Source organism: Trinickia sp. NRRL B-1857 (assembly GCF_050470685.1).
GTDB lineage: Bacteria > Pseudomonadota > Gammaproteobacteria > Burkholderiales > Burkholderiaceae > Trinickia.
Genome location: NZ_JBFLUK010000011.1, coordinates 1897675 through 1914154 on the forward strand (window position 1 = coordinate 1897675; position 16480 = coordinate 1914154).

A 16480-nucleotide genomic window follows, 5' to 3' on the forward strand; every position below is an offset into this window, starting at 1 on the left:
CAATGCGGCAGAAGCACAGGTGCCGAATAGGACTGCGGCTGCCAAGGAAGGCACGATACGCTCAACGCACATGCGTTGCATAACGAATCTATTAAGCATGATCCCCGCCCCGTTATTGATTGGTCGACTTGATGTTCATTCCCCGCTCGACAAAAGAGCGGCGACGGCCACTTAGGCGCAACTAGCCTATACCGCATATGCGGCCCGCACACCTATCACTTTTGACAGTCGCATCGAATTCGTTAAATACAGAATTCATCACGGGAAGACAACTTCAAAACGACCAATTTCCGCCATCAAGCCGGATCTATAACTCAATCGAATAAAGTTAGAGCTGAACGCTATTCGACTTCATTGACCGGCATAGCCGACCGGCGCCGTTACATTGGCCTTCGTCCATGCGGCGTTCGTCGAGACGACGTAAAGCGGGGTCTCCGTCAGCGTCAAATCGACCTTCCCATTCGTATATTCGACGGTACGCGCGTTCCCCATCATGTCGAGCACCGCCACGTCGCCGTGCGTGCCCGGCGCATCGACGGCGAGCGAATAGCACTTGCTATAGGTCGTACTGTAGACGCCGGACGGCGTCGGCCATTGCGCGTTGTCATGGGTCCACAAAGCGGTAATGATCTTGCCGTCACCGAGTTGTTGGAACGCATAGCCGTAGACCTTCGGCGGCAAGTCATTCAGCCGGCCGAGCGTTTGCGTACCGTCGACGATGCGCGTCATCGCGGCGAACGCCATCGCTTCGGGCTTCGGACTCAGATTCGTTGCCGCTTCGTTTCCGTTCGCATCGACGAGATCGAAAAACGTGCCGTCGCCGACCTTCTCCGCCGTATCGGGCCCGAAGCCGAAGTACGTGACCTGCGCGCCCTCGCCAAGAACGATCAGGTGTGCGCGAGCCGCAACCGCCGCCTGCGCATAGAGTTCGTTGGCCGTCGGATAGTTGGGCCCATAGGCTGCGCCCGGATCGTAGCGAATGCCCAATTCGGTCGACCACAACCTCATGTTCTGCCTAACCGACTGCATTTGCGCGCGCAGCGTCTGCATCTGCTTATCCAATGCCTTCGCAACATTGGCCGGATTAGAATCGGTATCGTAGAACTCGGGCGGATGCGCCGGATAAGTACCGGCATCGTAATAGCCGTGGGTCGTCACGCCGTCGATATAACTGCCCAAGCCCAGCGCCGCATAGGTTTGCAGATAGCCACTCGTGCAATCGGCTGCGCAGTTCGCCGGCGACGCGTTCGTCGTTCCCATCACGACCGCGTTGAGATCGGTCGAATGCAAGCCGTTATAAACGGCTTTGTACATGGCGACGAAGTTCGCTTGAGCGTCCGCCCATTGCGGTTCCCAGGTGACCTGATAGTAATTGCGCTGTTGCTTCGGGAAATATGCGCGTTTGATCGCGGCGGTGTCGCTGCCGACACGCGCCATATAGTTCTGGTAGTAAGCGAGATTGGTCGGCGCATTCGTGTCGTCCTCGTATGCGCCTGTCGGGCTGGCCCACGCGGGAATGCCGTCGAGGCGAACGAGACGCATGATCTTGCCGCTCGTATAGTCCGACCCCAGATCGGATAGCGACGGCGTCCACGTGTTCGGCCCGCTCGGCTCCATGACGGAAAGCTGACGCGCGTCGATCGTTTGCGCGATGCCCAGGCCCGCGAGCGCGGCGGCATTGCCGTTCATGCCCTGCATGCCGAAGCGGTGCTGATCTTGATGCGCGAACGTGACTGCCGGCACGACGGCCGATAAGTCAGCGACGATCCCGAACGTGGCGATGCCGCGAGGACGTGTGCCCGCCTCGGGCAGCACGCTACCCGCACGCGCCAACTTCGCCGACACGGCAAAGTACCCGGCTAACGTCGCGCGGCAAGAGAGCGTGTTCGTCTGGGCGCCCTTTTCGACTCTGAACGCCCCGCGCTCCTTCACCGCCCCGGAGGCGTCGCTGATCGACCAGATGACGGCGTCCGATGCCGGAGCCGCCGTGAGGAACGACAGTTTGAACGCCTGGCCGACAGGGAAAAGGCGCACGCCATCAGGCGTCGGCGTATCGACGGAGAGTTGACCATTGGGATTGCCGCCTGTCGATGCAACGGTGCCGGTGCATACGATGGGGCCCGGCACCACGCTCGCCATCGATAAAGGACTGACCAAGCTTAAAGCGCCAAATATCGCACCGGCAGCTAATCGTCCGGAATAGACAGACCGCCCGGATTTGGTCTGTATCAAAAGATCAACGGCAGCGAATTGGTTCACGGCATCCTCTCCTCAACATTTCCGAAGCAATGGAAACAACGTTCGCCCCATACTATAGGAAGAAAAGACCGCGAAACGCGTTAAGTTTTGTTAAATCAATCTCGGCATTTCCGAATATCCGTCGAGCATCTTATTCAATCGATTTGGCGGATTACATCCGAAATCCGTCCGATTTTTCCAGGCGCATTTTCCTATATAAAACTCAATTCAGCGAGCAAATGCGCCAAATCATTCTCGAGGCCTTCCTTTGAGCGCCGGCACCGCTTCGAGGCCGCCGCCGCTACAGTCGATCGCGTTCGGCCGTTGCCGAGCTATCGCCCTTGGCCGCGCTTCCCGCCGCGGCCGGTCCCTCGCAGGCGTCCGCAGGAGACAGCGGCCGGGACATGCGCGTCACCGGCACCCGGATGTCCGGTGGGAGAGACAACTCGAAGCGCTCCAGCACCGCGAAGCCTGAGGCGAGGTACAGCGGCTCGCCGGGAAGTGTCGCCACGAGTTCCATCGACCGAAATCCTGCCCGCAAGGCCTCTGCGATACAGCGGTCCATAAGGAGCCTGCCAAGCCCGCGACGTGCCATGGACGGCTCCACGAAGAACGCGCGGATACGCGCAGCTTCCACAGCAGGATCGAGGAGCGGGTCCGGCCCGGACTTTGCCCTATCTCCGCCGAACAACGTCCGGCGCTTGCTCCATCCGCCGCAAGCCACGGGAGATCCGTAGTGCTCCACCACGAAATAAGTACCGTCCTCCACGAGTTGGCTATCGACACCGAATACGTGCTGCGTGATGGCCTGCGCCTGCTCAGGCGTGTAGAAGCCCACGCTCAATCCCACACCGGAGCGGCGAATGAGCGCCTCGAGCGCCGGAGTGTCCGAAGGGACAGCAAGTCGAACTTCAAACATGGGCGATACTCGCGATGGTCTGTGATGTTGAAATAGAGCTTGCGGACGAGCTTAACGAAAGCCCAACCGTACGCCCCGGGTATGGATACGAAACGCAGCTTCGGCACGGCTTGTAAGACTTTCCAATCTTATTCGGGCAACCAATCCGCCAAGTCATTCCCGAGGCGTGCCGGTGAGCGCCAGCACCGCTTCGAGGCCGCCGCCGCTGCGATTACGCAATGTCAGCGTGGCATCCATGGACTGGGCGAGCTGCCGACAGATCGCGAGGCCAAGCCCCGTTCCACCGGTGCTACGATTGCGCGAGGTTTCGATACGGTAAAACGGCTCGAACACCGTCTCGAGCAATGCCTCCGGAATGCCAGGCCCTTCATCGCGGATACAGATGATCGCGCCGCCGCCCTTCGTCGATGTCGCTTCGATCGTTGCGGAGCCGCCGAATTTCAAGGCGTTGTCGACGAGGTTGCCGAGCACGCGCCGCAGGGCGCGCGGCCGCGCCATCACGGCGATGGCGACATGTTGCGCAAGCGTCACGTCCTTGCCTGCATCCGTGTAGTCGTACACGAGAGAATCGAGCAGCGCATCGAGGTCCACCCTGCATGGCGGTTCATTGGCGCCATGCAGGCTACGCGCATAAGTCACGCCCTCTTTCACGAGGTTTTCCATCTCCAGCAAATCCTGACGCAGCTTGTCCGTTTCGTCGCCATCGTCCATGACATCGACGCGCAGGCGCATACGCGTAATCGGCGTCTGTAAGTCGTGCGAAATCGCCGCGAGGATTTGCACGCGCTCGGCCGTATACATCGCAATGCGATCCTGCATGGCATTGAACGCGCGCGCCGCCCGCGCCACCTCCGACGGCCCCGCTTCAGGCAGGCGCGCCCCTTTCAGATCGGGGCCGAGCAAATCGGCTGCTCGCGCCAGTTGATTGAGGGGTCGCGTCGCCAAGCGAACGACGAGCCAGCAGCAACCGATCAGCAACGCGAACTGCGCGATCAGCATGAGCGGCAGCCAACGCGAAAGCGGAATGCTCGACATCGGGTGGAAATCGATCGTCAGCGGCGTGCCGTCCGTCAGCGTCAAATGCGCCTGAAAATGCTCGCTGCTATCGGCGATCGCGTTGGTCGTTACTGTGTGAGTACGCGAGAGTCCGTCCGTGATGGAGCGCGCGAAACGCTCCGAAAGACGCGCATCGACGGGCGTGCCGGGCTCGCCGGGGCCGAGGATGAATTCGTAGCTACGCCGTGCGAGCCGCGGTAGCCATCGAGCGCGCTCGTCCGGCGGCAAATGATCGAGCAGGGCCACGGAGCTGGCCACCTCGCGCTCCACATAGCCCGTCATGACATTGACCGTCGCTTCGTCCCTCTCGGTCACGGTGAGCCAGAACGACAACGCCTGCGCGAGCGCCAACCCCACGCAGAAGATGAGCGCCAGCCGCGCGAACAAGCTGCGCGGCCAATGCCAACGCGAAAACATCCTCATTGCGCCGCCTCGATCACCGTCACGGCCGCCGAAAATACGTAGCCTTCATTGCGCAACGTCTTGATATAGCGCGGCTCGCGCGCACCGTCGCGCAGGCGCTGACGCAACCGGCTCACGAGCAGATCGATGGACCGGTCGAACGGGTCGGCCTGCCGTCCCTGCGTGAGGTTGAGCAACTGATCGCGCGTGAGCACGCGCTGCGGATGATCGACGAAGACACGCAGCAGCCGATACTCGGCGCCGCTCAACGCGACCATCGTGCCCTGCTCGTCCAAGAGGTGGCGCGCGGTCGTATCGAGTCGCCAGTCGCCGAACGCCAGCATAGGCGCGACCTCGGTGACTTGCATCCCGGGCGGCAACATCCGCGCTCGACGCAATACCGAACGGATGCGGGCAAACAGCTCGCGCACGGCGAACGGTTTCGCGAGGTAATCGTCCGCGCCCATTTCGAGCCCGACGATTCGATCGGTCTCATCGCCGCGCGCCGTCAGCATGACCACCGGTACGGTACGAAACTTTCCGGCGCGCAGTTCGCGGCACAGCATGAGACCGTCTTCCCCGGGCATCATCAAGTCGAGCACGATGAGATCGGGCACGGCGAACTGCAACGCCGCGCGCATCTCTCGACCGTTGGCGGCCAGGGATACGCGCATGCCGTTCTTTTCGAGGTAGGCTCCCACTAATTCCCGAATCCCGCGATCGTCGTCGACGACGAGAACGTGGTCGATCGTGTCCTTCATGAACGTTCGACCTTCCGCCGTCGTTCCGATACGCCGCTAGGGGCAATCAACAAGCACTGGACCGGATGCGCCAGCTCGGACGCCAGGCCACCGACGGCAAACGCGAGAACAGCGATCAGTCGTTTCATACGCTAGGCTCGGCAAGAGGCAGGCTTGCCCCATTCAAAACGGAGTATTCGATTGCGTAGGGGTCGACACCTTCGAGACAGGAAATGTTCACGCGCCAACGCGTCGGATCCATACGCGTCTGATGGAACGGATGGATGCCGCAATGCTTGCAGAAATAGTGCTTCGCCACGTGCGTATTGAATTGGTATAGCGTCAATTCATCGCGACCCGAAACGATGTTCAGATCTTCGACGGGAACCGGCTGCGTCATCAGCACGCCTTTGCGGCGGCACAGACTACAGTTACAGCGAAACGCGGGCGACAAAGGCGCGCGGACTTCGAACTTCACGGCTCCGCAGTGGCAAGCTCCTTTCCATACATCGGCACTCATCTCGGCTCCTTGGAAGACATCGGCGATAACGGGGTTATACATCAAAGGCCACCTCGCTTTGTGTCTCAATGTATCTGAGCGGGACCCGGACAAGAAATATTGCATTCGTGCGCCGGTCAGCGCAGGTTGGTTCGGGCCAGCTCCACGATTTCGTCGCCCCGACCGCTGAGAATCGCCCGCAACATGTACAAACTGAAGCCTTTCGCCTGCTCGGCGCTTACCTTGGGGGGCATCGCGAGTTCGTGCTTGGACGTCACCACATCGACGAGCGCCGGGCCGGGGTGAGCAAACGCCGCGCGCAAGGCACCCTCGAGCGCCGCGGAATCGTCGACTCTGACGGCGTGGATGCCGGCGCCCCTCGCAATGGCCGCGAAGTCGGTCTCGGCCAAATCGACATTCGTGTCCAAGTAGCCCGCCGCTTTCAATTCCATCGAAACGAACCCGAGCAAGCTGTTGTTGAATACGACGACTTTTACGGGCAGGTCCAGCTGGCGTGCCGAGAGCAAATCGCCGAGCAGCATCGACAAACCGCCGTCGCCCGAAAGCGATACGACCTGTCGCGAGCGATGTGCGTCTTGTGCGCCGAGCGCCTGCGGCAGCGCGTTCGCCAGCTACACGGATCGTTCAATCACGGGTCTAGCTGCGCTCCTCCTTACGATCGAGCAGCGGCAACAACGCCGAGATCGTCTCTTTGACGGTACCGACGAGGCCGAGCGCCAGCGGCGCCCGTCTACCGAGCCGTGAACCTTGGCGGTCGATTTGGACGATTTTCGCGTTGGACGGATAAAACGAGCGATAAGGAAAATCGGTGCCGAGCATCAGCTGTGTGTCTCTTGGAAATAGCCGAGGCCGATTTCCGTCGAGGGGATATGCGCGGCGATGGCCAGCACGGGCTGCCCGTTGCGATGGGCATCGAATAGGCCGTTGATCAAGTGCAAGTTGCCGGGGCCGCAGCTGCCGGCGCACACCGCGAGCCGTCCAGTGGATGCGGCGTCGGCCCCGGCCGCACATCGCGCGCCCCGTACCTCGGTGGGCGCGATTTTGTATCCGAACGTATCCGCGGTAGGCTTGGATACACGCCGATTCGCATGCCGCTTCCTCGGACAAATGCCACATACGTCGCGGCGCTCAAATACACCTGAAGTTCAATTTTCGAGAGGTGTAATCATGTTGAAACGGATCAAGATCGCAACCGTTTTTGCCGGCGTCGCAGCCGCCGCGCTGGTCGCCTATGCATCGACGAATGCCGCATCGCCAGGGGGCCCGGCCATCGCCGCCGGCGCGCCGGCACCCGAGTTCACCGGCATCGACCACTGGCTGAACGGGCCGCCGCAAAATCTGCGGCAACTGCGCGGCAAAGTGGTGCTAGTCGACTTCTGGACGTTCGATTGCATCAATTGCGTGCATACGCTGCCTCATGTGGAAGGCTTGTACGAGAAGTACCGCGACAAGGGGCTCGTCGTGATCGGCGTACATACGCCCGAATATGCGTTCGAGCGCGATACGAAAAATCTGTCGGACGCGATCAAACGCTACGGCATCACCTACCCCGTCGCACAGGACAATCAATACGCCACGTGGAATGCGTACGGCAATCAATATTGGCCGGCCGTCTATCTGCTCGATCAGAAGGGCAACCTCGTGTACAGCCACTTCGGCGAAGGCGACTATGCCGAGACCGAGGCGCGTGTTCGATCGCTGCTCGGCCTGTCCTAGTCGCTAGATCGGCATCCGCTGCGCAACTGGCCGCAGCGGATGCGACCGTTCCTTTACAGCTTTTGCACTTGAACGATGGCGTCCGCGAACGCCTTGGGCGCTTCTTGCGGCAAGTTATGGCCGATGCCGCCGCCGATGTTCCGATGTTGATAGGCGCCCTTGAACTTCTTGGCGTAGGCCGCCGGTTGCGGATGCGGGGCACCGTTCGCGTCGCCCTCCATCGTGATCGTCGGCACCGAAATATCCGGTGACATCGCCAGCTTCTTTTCCAGTTCGTCGTATTGCGGCTCGCCTTGCACGAGCCCTAACCGCCAACGATAGTTGTGAATGACGATCGCCACATGATCGGGATTGTCGAACGCCTCGGCCGAACGCGCGTATGTCGCGTCGTCGAAACGCCATTGCGGGGAAGCCAGGCGCCAAATCAGCTTGTTGAAGTCGAACCGGTTCGCGGCATAACCCGCCTCGCCTCGATCGGTGGCGAAATAAAACTGATACCACCACGCTAGCTCAGCCTGCGGCGGCAGCGGCTTCTTGTTCGCCTCTTGGCTGCCGATCAGATATCCGCTGACGGAGACGAGCGCCTTGCAGCGCTCGGGCCAGAGCGCCGCGACGATATCGGCCGTCCGCGCGCCCCAATCGAAGCCGCCGATCACAGCCTGCTTGATCTTGAGCGCGTCCATGAACGCGATGACGTCGACCGCAACGACGGCTTGCTGGCCGTTGCGAGGCGCATCGGCCGAGAGCAGCCGCGTGGGACCGTAGCCGCGCAGATACGGCACGAGCACGCGATGACCTGCTGCCACGAGCAGCGGCGCAACCTCGGCGAAGCTATAAACATCGTAGGGCCACCCGTGCAAGAGGATGACGGGCGGCGCACCGGAGGGACCCGCTTCCATATAGCCGATGGTGAGTCCGTTCGCCTCGACGTGGCGCAGCGTGCCGAACGACCCGAGACCCGCACTCGCTACCGACCCCGTCGCGGCGGACAACGATTGCGCGTTGGCGATCTCGCTCAGGCCCGAACCTAGCAGCGCGATACCAGCGATTCCGGTGCCCAACATGCGCCGGCGCCGTTCGTTGACTTGATCAGACATACTTGTACCTCCGAAAAATAGCAGTTCGTTGCAAGGCGTTGCCACGGCACCCGACGCAAGCCCGTTCGATAGCGTCGGCTGCCAACCTCGCACCCTTTCGACAATGCTCAAGGCTTCAAGAGAAGTACTCGTCCGTTAAGCTGGCAAGGCGTGCTCGCTCGGCTCCAAGGGAAGACACTGCAAGGGCGATAAGCAACCAGGGGTAATTGAAAACCCCTCACGTATCGTGCTTGTTTCCGTTATGTATCGAGTTGTATCAACGCGACTGGAAAGACAGCCGCAAGCCCGCATCGGATAAGGCCTAATGCGTGATATCGAGAGCGAATCGCTAGCCGCATCGACTCCGGGTTATCCCCAGATTTTGTGAGCAAGCTTGTGGGTAACTTGCGGGCTCATCGCCTAAGTCATTGTTTTGACGGATGAAGGCCCCTGGGCGCACAAGCGCGGCAGGCGCGAGCGCATCGCGCGAGAATCGGGCCGAGCGCGATGCGGGTTATCCCCAGATTTTGTTAGCAAGGTTGTGGGTAACCTGCGGGCTGATCGGCTAAGTCGTTGATTGCAAAGCGGCAGACGCCTGGGCGCACGAGGATGGCAGCATTCGCCGGCCGATGCTCACGGTTGCTCGAGCCCGGCCAACAACGCATCGACGGCGCCATAGACCGCCGCAACGACGTCCGGCCCGACCTGCTGCTCGAGCAATCGATATTGCTTCTCGAGATCCTTCGCGAGCACGCGCACGAGGTTCGCGCTTTTCTTGGTCATCGAAACGCGCACGCGTCTTTGATCGGCCACGAAGCGTTCCTTCGTGACGAGCCCCATCGCTTCCATCCGCGCGAGCACCCCCGCCATACTGGGACTCGAAATCGTACAGAGGTCGGAAATCTGCCGCGGCTCGAGAGATCCGTTCTCATCGAGCGCTCGAATCACGCGCCACTGCTGCTCGGTGAGCCCGTTCGCCGTCAAAAGCGGCCGGAACCGCTCCATCATCTTCTCTCTCGCGCGCAACAACAACATCGGCAAATTGCGGTGGACAGGACCGTCGGTAGCGGAATGGGACATGGCAATGGAAGACGATTGAGGCTCGGCGCCTCGAGGGGAAACCCGCACAAACACGGCGATCTTATTGACCGCGAATCATATCAAGCGCAGACTCGCTAACATATTAGCGATTTATGAACTAGGATTCCAGTTCATGTTCACACTGGCCGATCATCTCGTCCATGTCGAGGGCGATGCGTTACCGCGCGAGCTCGACGCCCAAGCCTTGCGAGCGTTGCTCACGCGCCAGGTCGCTTGCCGTGCGCCCATTGCCGGCGCGGTGTATGGCGTCCTGCTCAATGACCGCGCCGCGCTCGACGCACTCGGCGACGCCATGCACGAAGCGCCCTACAAGGCGCCGCCGAACGCACCCGTCCTCTATTTGAAGCCGCGCAATACGCTTGCCGGCCACCGCACTTCCGTAGCCATCCCGGCCGATGCGGACGGCATCGAAATCGGCGCCTCGCTCGGCATCGTGCTCGGGCGGACGGCGACGCGCGTTCGCATCGAGGATGCACTCGATTACGTTGCCGGTTATACGGCGGTCGCCGATCTCAGCATCCCTCACGCGAGCGTCTACCGTCCCTCGGTCCGCTTTCGCGCGCGCGACCGCTTCTGCGTGATCGGCCCCGCACTCGTTGCGAAGCGGCATCTGCCGAATCCCGATAGCGTCGCGATTCGCGTGAATGTGAAAGGCCGCCCGTCGTTCGAGGCGACTACCGCCACGGCGATACGCCATGTCGCGCGCCTGCTCGCCGATGTGACCGACTTCATGACGCTCGCACCCGGCGACATACTGACACTCGGCGTGCCGCACGGTGCCCCCGTTGCGCGCGCCGGCGACGAAGCCGATATTGACATCGGCGATATGGCGCCGCTGCATGTGTCGTTCGTCGATGGATCGAAACTGGCCGGAGATACGCCATGATGCGCGCTCGCGTCGCCTACTCGGGCGCCATCCATGAAGCCTATCCGAGCGGTGAAAGCCAAGTGCGGCTCGCCGACGGCCGCATCGTTCGGGAGGATGAAGTCGTGTGGCTTGCGCCCATCGAGGTGGGCACGATCTTCGCACTTGGGCTCAACTACGCCGATCATGCGAAAGAGCTGCAATTCACTGAGCAGGAAGAGCCTCTCGTATTCCTCAAAGGTCCCGGGACAGTGATCGGCCACTGCGGCGTCACGCGGCGACCTTCCAACGTCACGTTCATGCATTACGAATGCGAGCTAGCGGTGGTGATCGGTCGCACGGCGCAACGCGTCGCGTGCGCGGATGCGATGCAGCACGTTGCGGGCTATACCATCGCTAACGACTATGCTATTCGCGACTACCTAGAGAATTACTACCGCCCGAATCTGCGCGTCAAAAACCGCGACGGCGGCACGGTGCTAGGCCCATGGTTTGTCGATGCCGCCGATGTTGCCGATGTCGGTAACCTCGAATTGCGCACGTACGTGAACGGCACGTTGCGCCAACGCGGCAACACGCGCGACTTGATTAACGACGTGCCGGCGTTGATCGAATACCTGAGCAGCTTCATGACGCTCGCTCCCGGCGACGTGATTCTTACCGGAACGCCCGAAGGCGTCGTGAACGTCGATGTAGGCGATCGAGTCGTCTGCGAAATCGACGGTCTCGGCCGTCTCGTCAACGACATCACCTCCGACGCTCTGTTCGGGCGTGTCTGAACGAATCCGATAGAGGACTTTTGATGCGCATCGACCACCTCATCAACGGCGAATCGCGCGGCGGCCGCGATTACTTCGAGACCGTCAACCCCGCCAATCAAGCCGTGCTCGCCGAAGTGGCGCGCGGCGGCGCCGAAGAAATCGACGCGGCCGTCGCCGCCGCGAAGGCCGCGTTTCCCGGCTGGGCCGCACGCACGCCGAAAGACCGCGCGCAAGCGCTGCACAAGCTCGGCGAGCTAATCACGCGTTACGTGCCCGAGTTGTCGGAGCTTGAAACGAACGACACGGGGCAGACAATCTCGCAAACGCGCAAACAGCTCGTTCCGCGCGCGGCCGATAACTTCCACTACTTCGCCGACATGTGCGCGCGCGTGGACGGACACACCTATCCGACCGACACGCACCTGAACTACACGCTATTTCATCCGGTGGGCGTCTGTGCACTGATCTCGCCGTGGAACGTGCCTTTCATGACCGCGACTTGGAAGGTCGCGCCGTGTCTCGCCTTCGGCAATACCGCCGTCTTGAAGATGAGCGAACTTTCGCCGCTTACCGCCTCACGGCTTGGCGAGCTTGCGCTCGAGGCCGGCATCGCGCCGGGCGTGCTGAACGTCGTGCACGGGTATGGCCCGGAAGCGGGCGAACCGCTCGTCTCGCACCGCGACGTTCGAGCGGTCTCGTTCACCGGCTCGACTGCCACCGGTCATCGAATCGTCCAAGCAGCGGGCTTGAAGAAATTCTCGATGGAGTTGGGCGGCAAATCGCCGTTCGTGATTTTCGACGATGCCGATTTCGAGCGCGCGCTCGACGCGGCCGTCTTCATGATCTTCTCCAACAACGGCGAAAGGTGTACCGCCGGGTCGCGCATCCTCGTGCAGCGTTCGATCTATGCGCGCTTCGCCGATCGTTTCATCGAACGCGCGAAACGGCTCACGGTGGGCGAACCGATGAACGGCGACACGATCGTCGGCCCGATGATCAGCCGAGGTCATCTTGCGAAAGTACAAAGCTACATCGAACTCGGCCCGAAGGAAGGCGCGACGCTCGCATGCGGCGGTCTCGATGCGCTCGACCTACCGGCATCGTTAAAAGAAGGCAACTATGTTGCGCCCACCGTGTTCGTCGACGTCGACAATCGAATGCGCATCGCGCAGGAAGAAATCTTCGGCCCTGTCGCCTGCTTGATTCCGTTCGACGACGAGGCCGAAGCGATCCGAATCGCAAACGACATCGCCTATGGCCTGTCGAGCTACGTCTGGACGGAAAACACGGGGCGGGCACACCGCGTCGCCGCCGCGATCGAGGCCGGAATGTGCTTCGTCAACAGCCAAAACGTACGCGATCTGCGCCAGCCGTTCGGCGGCACGAAGGCCTCGGGCGTCGGGCGCGAAGGCGGCACATGGAGCTACGAAGTATTCCTCGAGCCGAAAAACGTATGCGTATCGCTCGGTTCGCACGCTATCCCGCAGTGGGGTCGCGTTTAAGTTCGATCGAGCGATGCCAAGGAGACGAACATGGGCGAACTCGCGCTCGTTGCAAAGATCACGCACGTGCCTTCGATGTTCCTCTCGGAACTCGACGGCCCGCGCAAAGGCACACGCCAGGATGCGATCGACGGGCACCGCGAAATCGCTCGACGATGTAAGGCGCTCGGCGTCGATACGCTCGTCGTGTTCGATACGCACTGGCTCGTCAACGCGAATTACCACATCAACTGCGCGCCGCATTTCGAAGGACGATATACGAGCAACGAGCTGCCGCACTTCATTGCGAACATGCCGTTCAAGGCGCCGGGCAATCCCGCGCTCGGTCGATTGCTCGCTGGGGCCTGCACCGAATTCGGCGTCGAGACGCTAGCGCACGATGCGACGACGCTCGCGCCCGAGTACGGCACGCTCGTTCCGCTGCGCTACATGAACGCCGACGAACACTTCAAAGTCGTCTCGGTTTCGGCGCTTTGCATGGCGCATTATCTGAACGATAGCGTCCGGCTAGGCTGGGCGATGCGTCGCGCCGTCGAAACGCACTATGACGGCAAGGTCGCGTTCCTCGCGAGCGGCAGCTTGAGCCATCGATTCGCGCAAAACGGGCTCGCGCCCGAGTATGCGTTCAAGATCTGGAGCCCGCTTTTGGAGACGCTCGATCGACAGGTCGTCGCGATGTGGGAGCGCGGCGAATGGGAGACGTTTTGCACCATGCTGCCCGAGTATGCAACGAAGGGGCACGGCGAAGGCTTCATGCACGACACCGCGATGATGCTCGGCGCGCTCGGCTGGTCCGACTACGATGGCCGAGCGGAAGTCATCACCCCGTATTTCGGCGCATCCGGCACCGGACAGATCAACGCCGTATTTCCGGTGACGCCGCAAAGCGGTCAAGCGATCCCCGCGGCCGAAGCATCGAGCGCGACGCAATACCGGGCATTTTCGCGCCTATGAGCGCGCCCGAATTCAGGAGAGACACGTGCCGCATCTGACGATTCTTTACACCCCCGATCTCGACCACCCGGTTGCCGAAGGCGGCACGGACATGCAAGCGTTGTGCACCGCGCTGGCGGACACGATGCGCGCGCAACGCGATGAAAGCGGCGAACCCGTCTTCCCGACAGGCGGCATCCGCGTGCTCGCCTACCCCGCCGCTCACAGCGCCGTCGCCGACGGCGGCGCGGCCGGCCGTGCCGCGGGAGGCACGGGCGAGTATTCGTTCGCCTACCTCAATTTGCGCCTTGCGAAGGGGCGCAGTGCAGCGGTGCACGAGGCGGCCGGCAACGCGCTTCGCGCCTGCGCCGAAGCGCATTTCGCCCCGCTCTTGGCAACGAGGCATATCGGTATCACGCTGCAAATCGACGAAGGCGCGGAGGTGTACAACGCGCGCCTGAGTTCTCTGCACCCGCTGTTCTCGCGAGGCTGATCCATGGTTCCGCAAGATACGATCGCGTCGCTGGCGCGCGAGCTATACGAGGCACGTAAGACTCGCACGCAGCTGCGTCATTTCTCGAGCCGATTCCCCGAGATGACGATCGACGACGGCTACGCCATACAGCGCGAGTGGGTGAAGCTCGAGATGGCCGACGGCCGCACGATCAAAGGCCGAAAGATCGGGCTGACCTCGCGCGCGATGCAGCAGGCCAGCCAAATTAGCGAGCCCGACTACGCGCCGCTGATGGACGACATGTTCTTCGATTCGGGCACCGACATCCCGGCCAACCGCTTCATCGCGCCGCGCGTCGAGGTCGAGCTAGCGTTCGTGCTCGATAAGCCGCTCGAAGGACCGGGGGTGACCTTATTCGATGTCTTGTCGTCCACGGCTTATGTCGTGCCGGCCATCGAGATCATCGACGCTCGAATCGAGCAATTCGATCGCGACACGCGCGCCATGCGCAAAGTCTTCGACACGATCAGCGACTTCGCGGCCAACGCGGGCATCGTACTCGGCGGGCGGCCGGTGAAGCCGATGGAGGTGGATCTACGTTGGGTCGGTGCGTTGCTGCACAAGAACGGCGTGATCGAGGAAACAGGACTTGCGGCAGCCGTTCTCAATCATCCGGCCAGCGGCGTTGCTTGGCTGGCCAACAAGATCGCACCGCACGGCGAGAAGCTGAACGCCGGCGACATCGTGCTCGCCGGCTCGTTCACGCGCCCGACGCCTGCGGCGGCGGGCGATGCGTTCCATATCGACTACGGGCGGCTCGGATCGATTTCGTTCCGCTTCGTCTGAGTCCGCCTCAGCGAAGCGTTGCGGCGCCGGGCTTCACGCCCGCCATCAATGCGATGCCGCTTGTCACGAGCAAGCCGGCAAGCAGATAGACGGCGAGATCCATGCTGCCCGTGCTCGTGCGGATCTGGCCGATGACCCACGGGCTCACGATCCCGCTCGTAATCCCGATACTGCTGATCAGCGCGATTCCCGAGGCTGCGGCATTGCCGGACAGATAGCTGGGCGGCACGGCCCAGAAGATCGGCAGCGCCGCGAAGATCAGAGCGGCCGCCGCCGAGAGGATCGCGAGCATCGCGGCGAAGCTGCTCAGATGCAGCGTCAAGGCTGCCAGCGCGATGCCCCCGCCGATCGTGCAAAACGCGAAGTGACGACGCCGCTCGGCTCGGCGATCCGAGCGACGCGCGATCAAAACGAGGCCAATCGCGCCGATGGCATTGGGAATAGCCGTGTAGAGACTGACTTGCACGACATCCTTGATCCCGAAATCGCGGATCATCAGCGGCATCCAAAAGTTCAGCGTCAGCGATGCGCACGTCAGCGAGAAATAGATGAAGGCGAATAAGTAAACGCGCGGATTCGCGAGTGCGGCCGCGAAGCTGCGCGCGTCGTGTGCCCCGTGCTTGCTCGCCTTCGGGCCGGGTTGCGCACAGAGCGCGATCAGCGTGGTTTTTTCGGCGACGCTGAGCCACGGGGCATCCTGGGGCTTATCGACCAAATAGAACAGCGCGGCGACGGCAAGCAGCAATGCGGGCGCGCCTTCCAATGCGAACATCCACTGCCATCCGAAGAGCCCTCCCACGCCGCTCATGTCGCGCATGATCCAGCCCGACATCAAACCGCCGAGTACGCCTGCTACCGCCACGCCGGCGAAGAACACCGACATCACAGCCGCACGGCGATTCGCCGGAAACCAATACGTTAGATACAGCACGATGCCGGGGAAGAAACCCGCTTCGAACACGCCGAGCATGAAGCGCAGCACGTAAAAATGCGACGGCTTCGATACGAACATCATGCAGACCGATGCGGCGCCCCACAGCAACATGATGCGCGCGAAGGTCTTACGCGCGCCGTACTTGGCCAGCAGCATGTTGCTGGGCACTTCGCAGAGGACATAGCCGATATAGAACACGGCCGCGCCGAGACCATACATCGCGTCGCTGAACCCCAAATCGTGTTTCATCTGCAACTGCGCGAAGCCGATGTTGATCCGGTCCAAGAACGATACGACGTAACAAACGAATAGAAAGGGAATGGTGCGCCAAGCGACCTTCGCGAATATGCGCTGCTCGTCGGCCGCCGCGAATTCGGCGCCCGACGCTTCAAGGTTCAACGTGTTCTGCATTGTCTC

The 16480-nt window shown here is 61.7% G+C and carries 15 protein-coding genes and 1 pseudogene; 7 read left to right on the forward strand and 9 right to left on the reverse strand.

Annotated features, from left to right (window positions below; translation table 11 throughout):
* Window positions 1-351: 351 nt before the first annotated feature.
* From AB1286_RS28760 to AB1286_RS28785, 6 genes and pseudogenes are all read right to left on the reverse strand, one after another.
* Complete coding sequence (locus tag AB1286_RS28760) at window positions 352-2157, reverse strand: hypothetical protein (RefSeq protein WP_430366597.1); 1806 nt, start codon at window positions 2155-2157, stop codon at window positions 352-354.
* 382 nt (window positions 2158-2539) lie between these two features.
* On the reverse strand, window positions 2540-3157 hold the full coding sequence (locus AB1286_RS28765) for a GNAT family N-acetyltransferase (RefSeq protein ID WP_430366598.1): 618 nt from the start codon (window positions 3155-3157) through the stop codon (window positions 2540-2542).
* Window positions 3158-3310: 153 nt separating this feature from the next.
* Window positions 3311-4636, reverse strand: coding sequence for an ATP-binding protein (locus AB1286_RS28770; RefSeq protein ID WP_430366599.1), 1326 nt, complete (start codon window positions 4634-4636; stop codon window positions 3311-3313).
* Entirely contained in the window at window positions 4633-5376 is a 744-nt protein-coding gene (locus AB1286_RS28775; protein WP_430366600.1) for a response regulator, read from the reverse strand. Before AB1286_RS28775 ends, AB1286_RS28770 begins: the two co-directional genes overlap by 4 nt.
* 124 nt (window positions 5377-5500) lie before the next feature.
* Window positions 5501-5875: a GFA family protein gene (locus AB1286_RS28780; protein ID WP_430366601.1), complete on the reverse strand. Its 375-nt coding sequence runs from the start codon at window positions 5873-5875 to the stop codon at window positions 5501-5503.
* Window positions 5876-5991: 116 nt separating this feature from the next.
* Window positions 5992-6891 (reverse strand): annotated as a pseudogene (locus AB1286_RS28785) (thiamine pyrophosphate-dependent enzyme); the annotation flags it as partial.
* Window positions 6892-7042: 151 nt separating this feature from the next.
* Between AB1286_RS28785 and AB1286_RS28790 the strand changes: the two are divergent.
* On the forward strand, window positions 7043-7591 hold the full coding sequence (locus AB1286_RS28790) for a thioredoxin family protein (RefSeq protein ID WP_430366602.1): 549 nt from the start codon (window positions 7043-7045) through the stop codon (window positions 7589-7591).
* Window positions 7592-7644: 53 nt separating this feature from the next.
* Here the strand turns inward: AB1286_RS28790 and AB1286_RS28795 are convergent, their stop codons facing one another.
* Together AB1286_RS28795 and hpaR are read right to left on the reverse strand one after the other, a co-directional pair.
* Window positions 7645-8688: an alpha/beta fold hydrolase gene (locus AB1286_RS28795; RefSeq protein WP_430366603.1), complete on the reverse strand. Its 1044-nt coding sequence runs from the start codon at window positions 8686-8688 to the stop codon at window positions 7645-7647.
* Between the two features lie 612 nt (window positions 8689-9300).
* Window positions 9301-9747, reverse strand: a complete 447-nt coding sequence (hpaR, locus tag AB1286_RS28800; RefSeq protein WP_430366604.1) for a homoprotocatechuate degradation operon regulator HpaR — start codon at window positions 9745-9747, stop codon at window positions 9301-9303.
* A gap of 133 nt (window positions 9748-9880) precedes the next feature.
* Here hpaR and AB1286_RS28805 point away from each other — a divergent pair, with 133 nt between their 5' ends.
* Genes AB1286_RS28805 through hpaH form a run of 6 tightly spaced genes read left to right on the forward strand, consistent with a single transcriptional unit; the run spans window position 9881 to window position 15129 of the window.
* Window positions 9881-10654 carry a fumarylacetoacetate hydrolase family protein gene (locus AB1286_RS28805; protein WP_430366605.1) on the forward strand — a complete coding sequence of 258 codons (774 nt, stop codon included), beginning with the start codon at window positions 9881-9883 and terminating at the stop codon, window positions 10652-10654.
* Window positions 10651-11412: a fumarylacetoacetate hydrolase family protein gene (locus tag AB1286_RS28810; RefSeq protein WP_430366606.1), complete on the forward strand. Its 762-nt coding sequence runs from the start codon at window positions 10651-10653 to the stop codon at window positions 11410-11412. The genes AB1286_RS28805 and AB1286_RS28810 overlap by 4 nt, the downstream gene beginning before the upstream one ends.
* A gap of 23 nt (window positions 11413-11435) precedes the next feature.
* Entirely contained in the window at window positions 11436-12896 is a 1461-nt protein-coding gene (gene hpaE / locus AB1286_RS28815; RefSeq protein ID WP_430366607.1) for a 5-carboxymethyl-2-hydroxymuconate semialdehyde dehydrogenase, read from the forward strand.
* 30 nt (window positions 12897-12926) lie between these two features.
* A complete protein-coding gene (hpaD, locus tag AB1286_RS28820) occupies window positions 12927-13850 on the forward strand; it encodes a 3,4-dihydroxyphenylacetate 2,3-dioxygenase (protein ID WP_430366608.1) in 924 nt (307 codons plus the stop codon).
* A gap of 25 nt (window positions 13851-13875) precedes the next feature.
* On the forward strand, window positions 13876-14322 hold the full coding sequence (locus AB1286_RS28825) for a 5-carboxymethyl-2-hydroxymuconate isomerase (RefSeq protein ID WP_430366609.1): 447 nt from the start codon (window positions 13876-13878) through the stop codon (window positions 14320-14322).
* A 3-nt stretch (window positions 14323-14325) separates the two neighbouring features.
* Window positions 14326-15129: a 2-oxo-hept-4-ene-1,7-dioate hydratase gene (hpaH, locus tag AB1286_RS28830; protein WP_430366610.1), complete on the forward strand. Its 804-nt coding sequence runs from the start codon at window positions 14326-14328 to the stop codon at window positions 15127-15129.
* Between the two features lie 7 nt (window positions 15130-15136).
* Here the strand turns inward: hpaH and AB1286_RS28835 are convergent, their stop codons facing one another.
* On the reverse strand, window positions 15137-16474 hold the full coding sequence (locus tag AB1286_RS28835; RefSeq protein ID WP_430366611.1) for an MFS transporter: 1338 nt from the start codon (window positions 16472-16474) through the stop codon (window positions 15137-15139).
* Window positions 16475-16480: the final 6 nt, after the last annotated feature.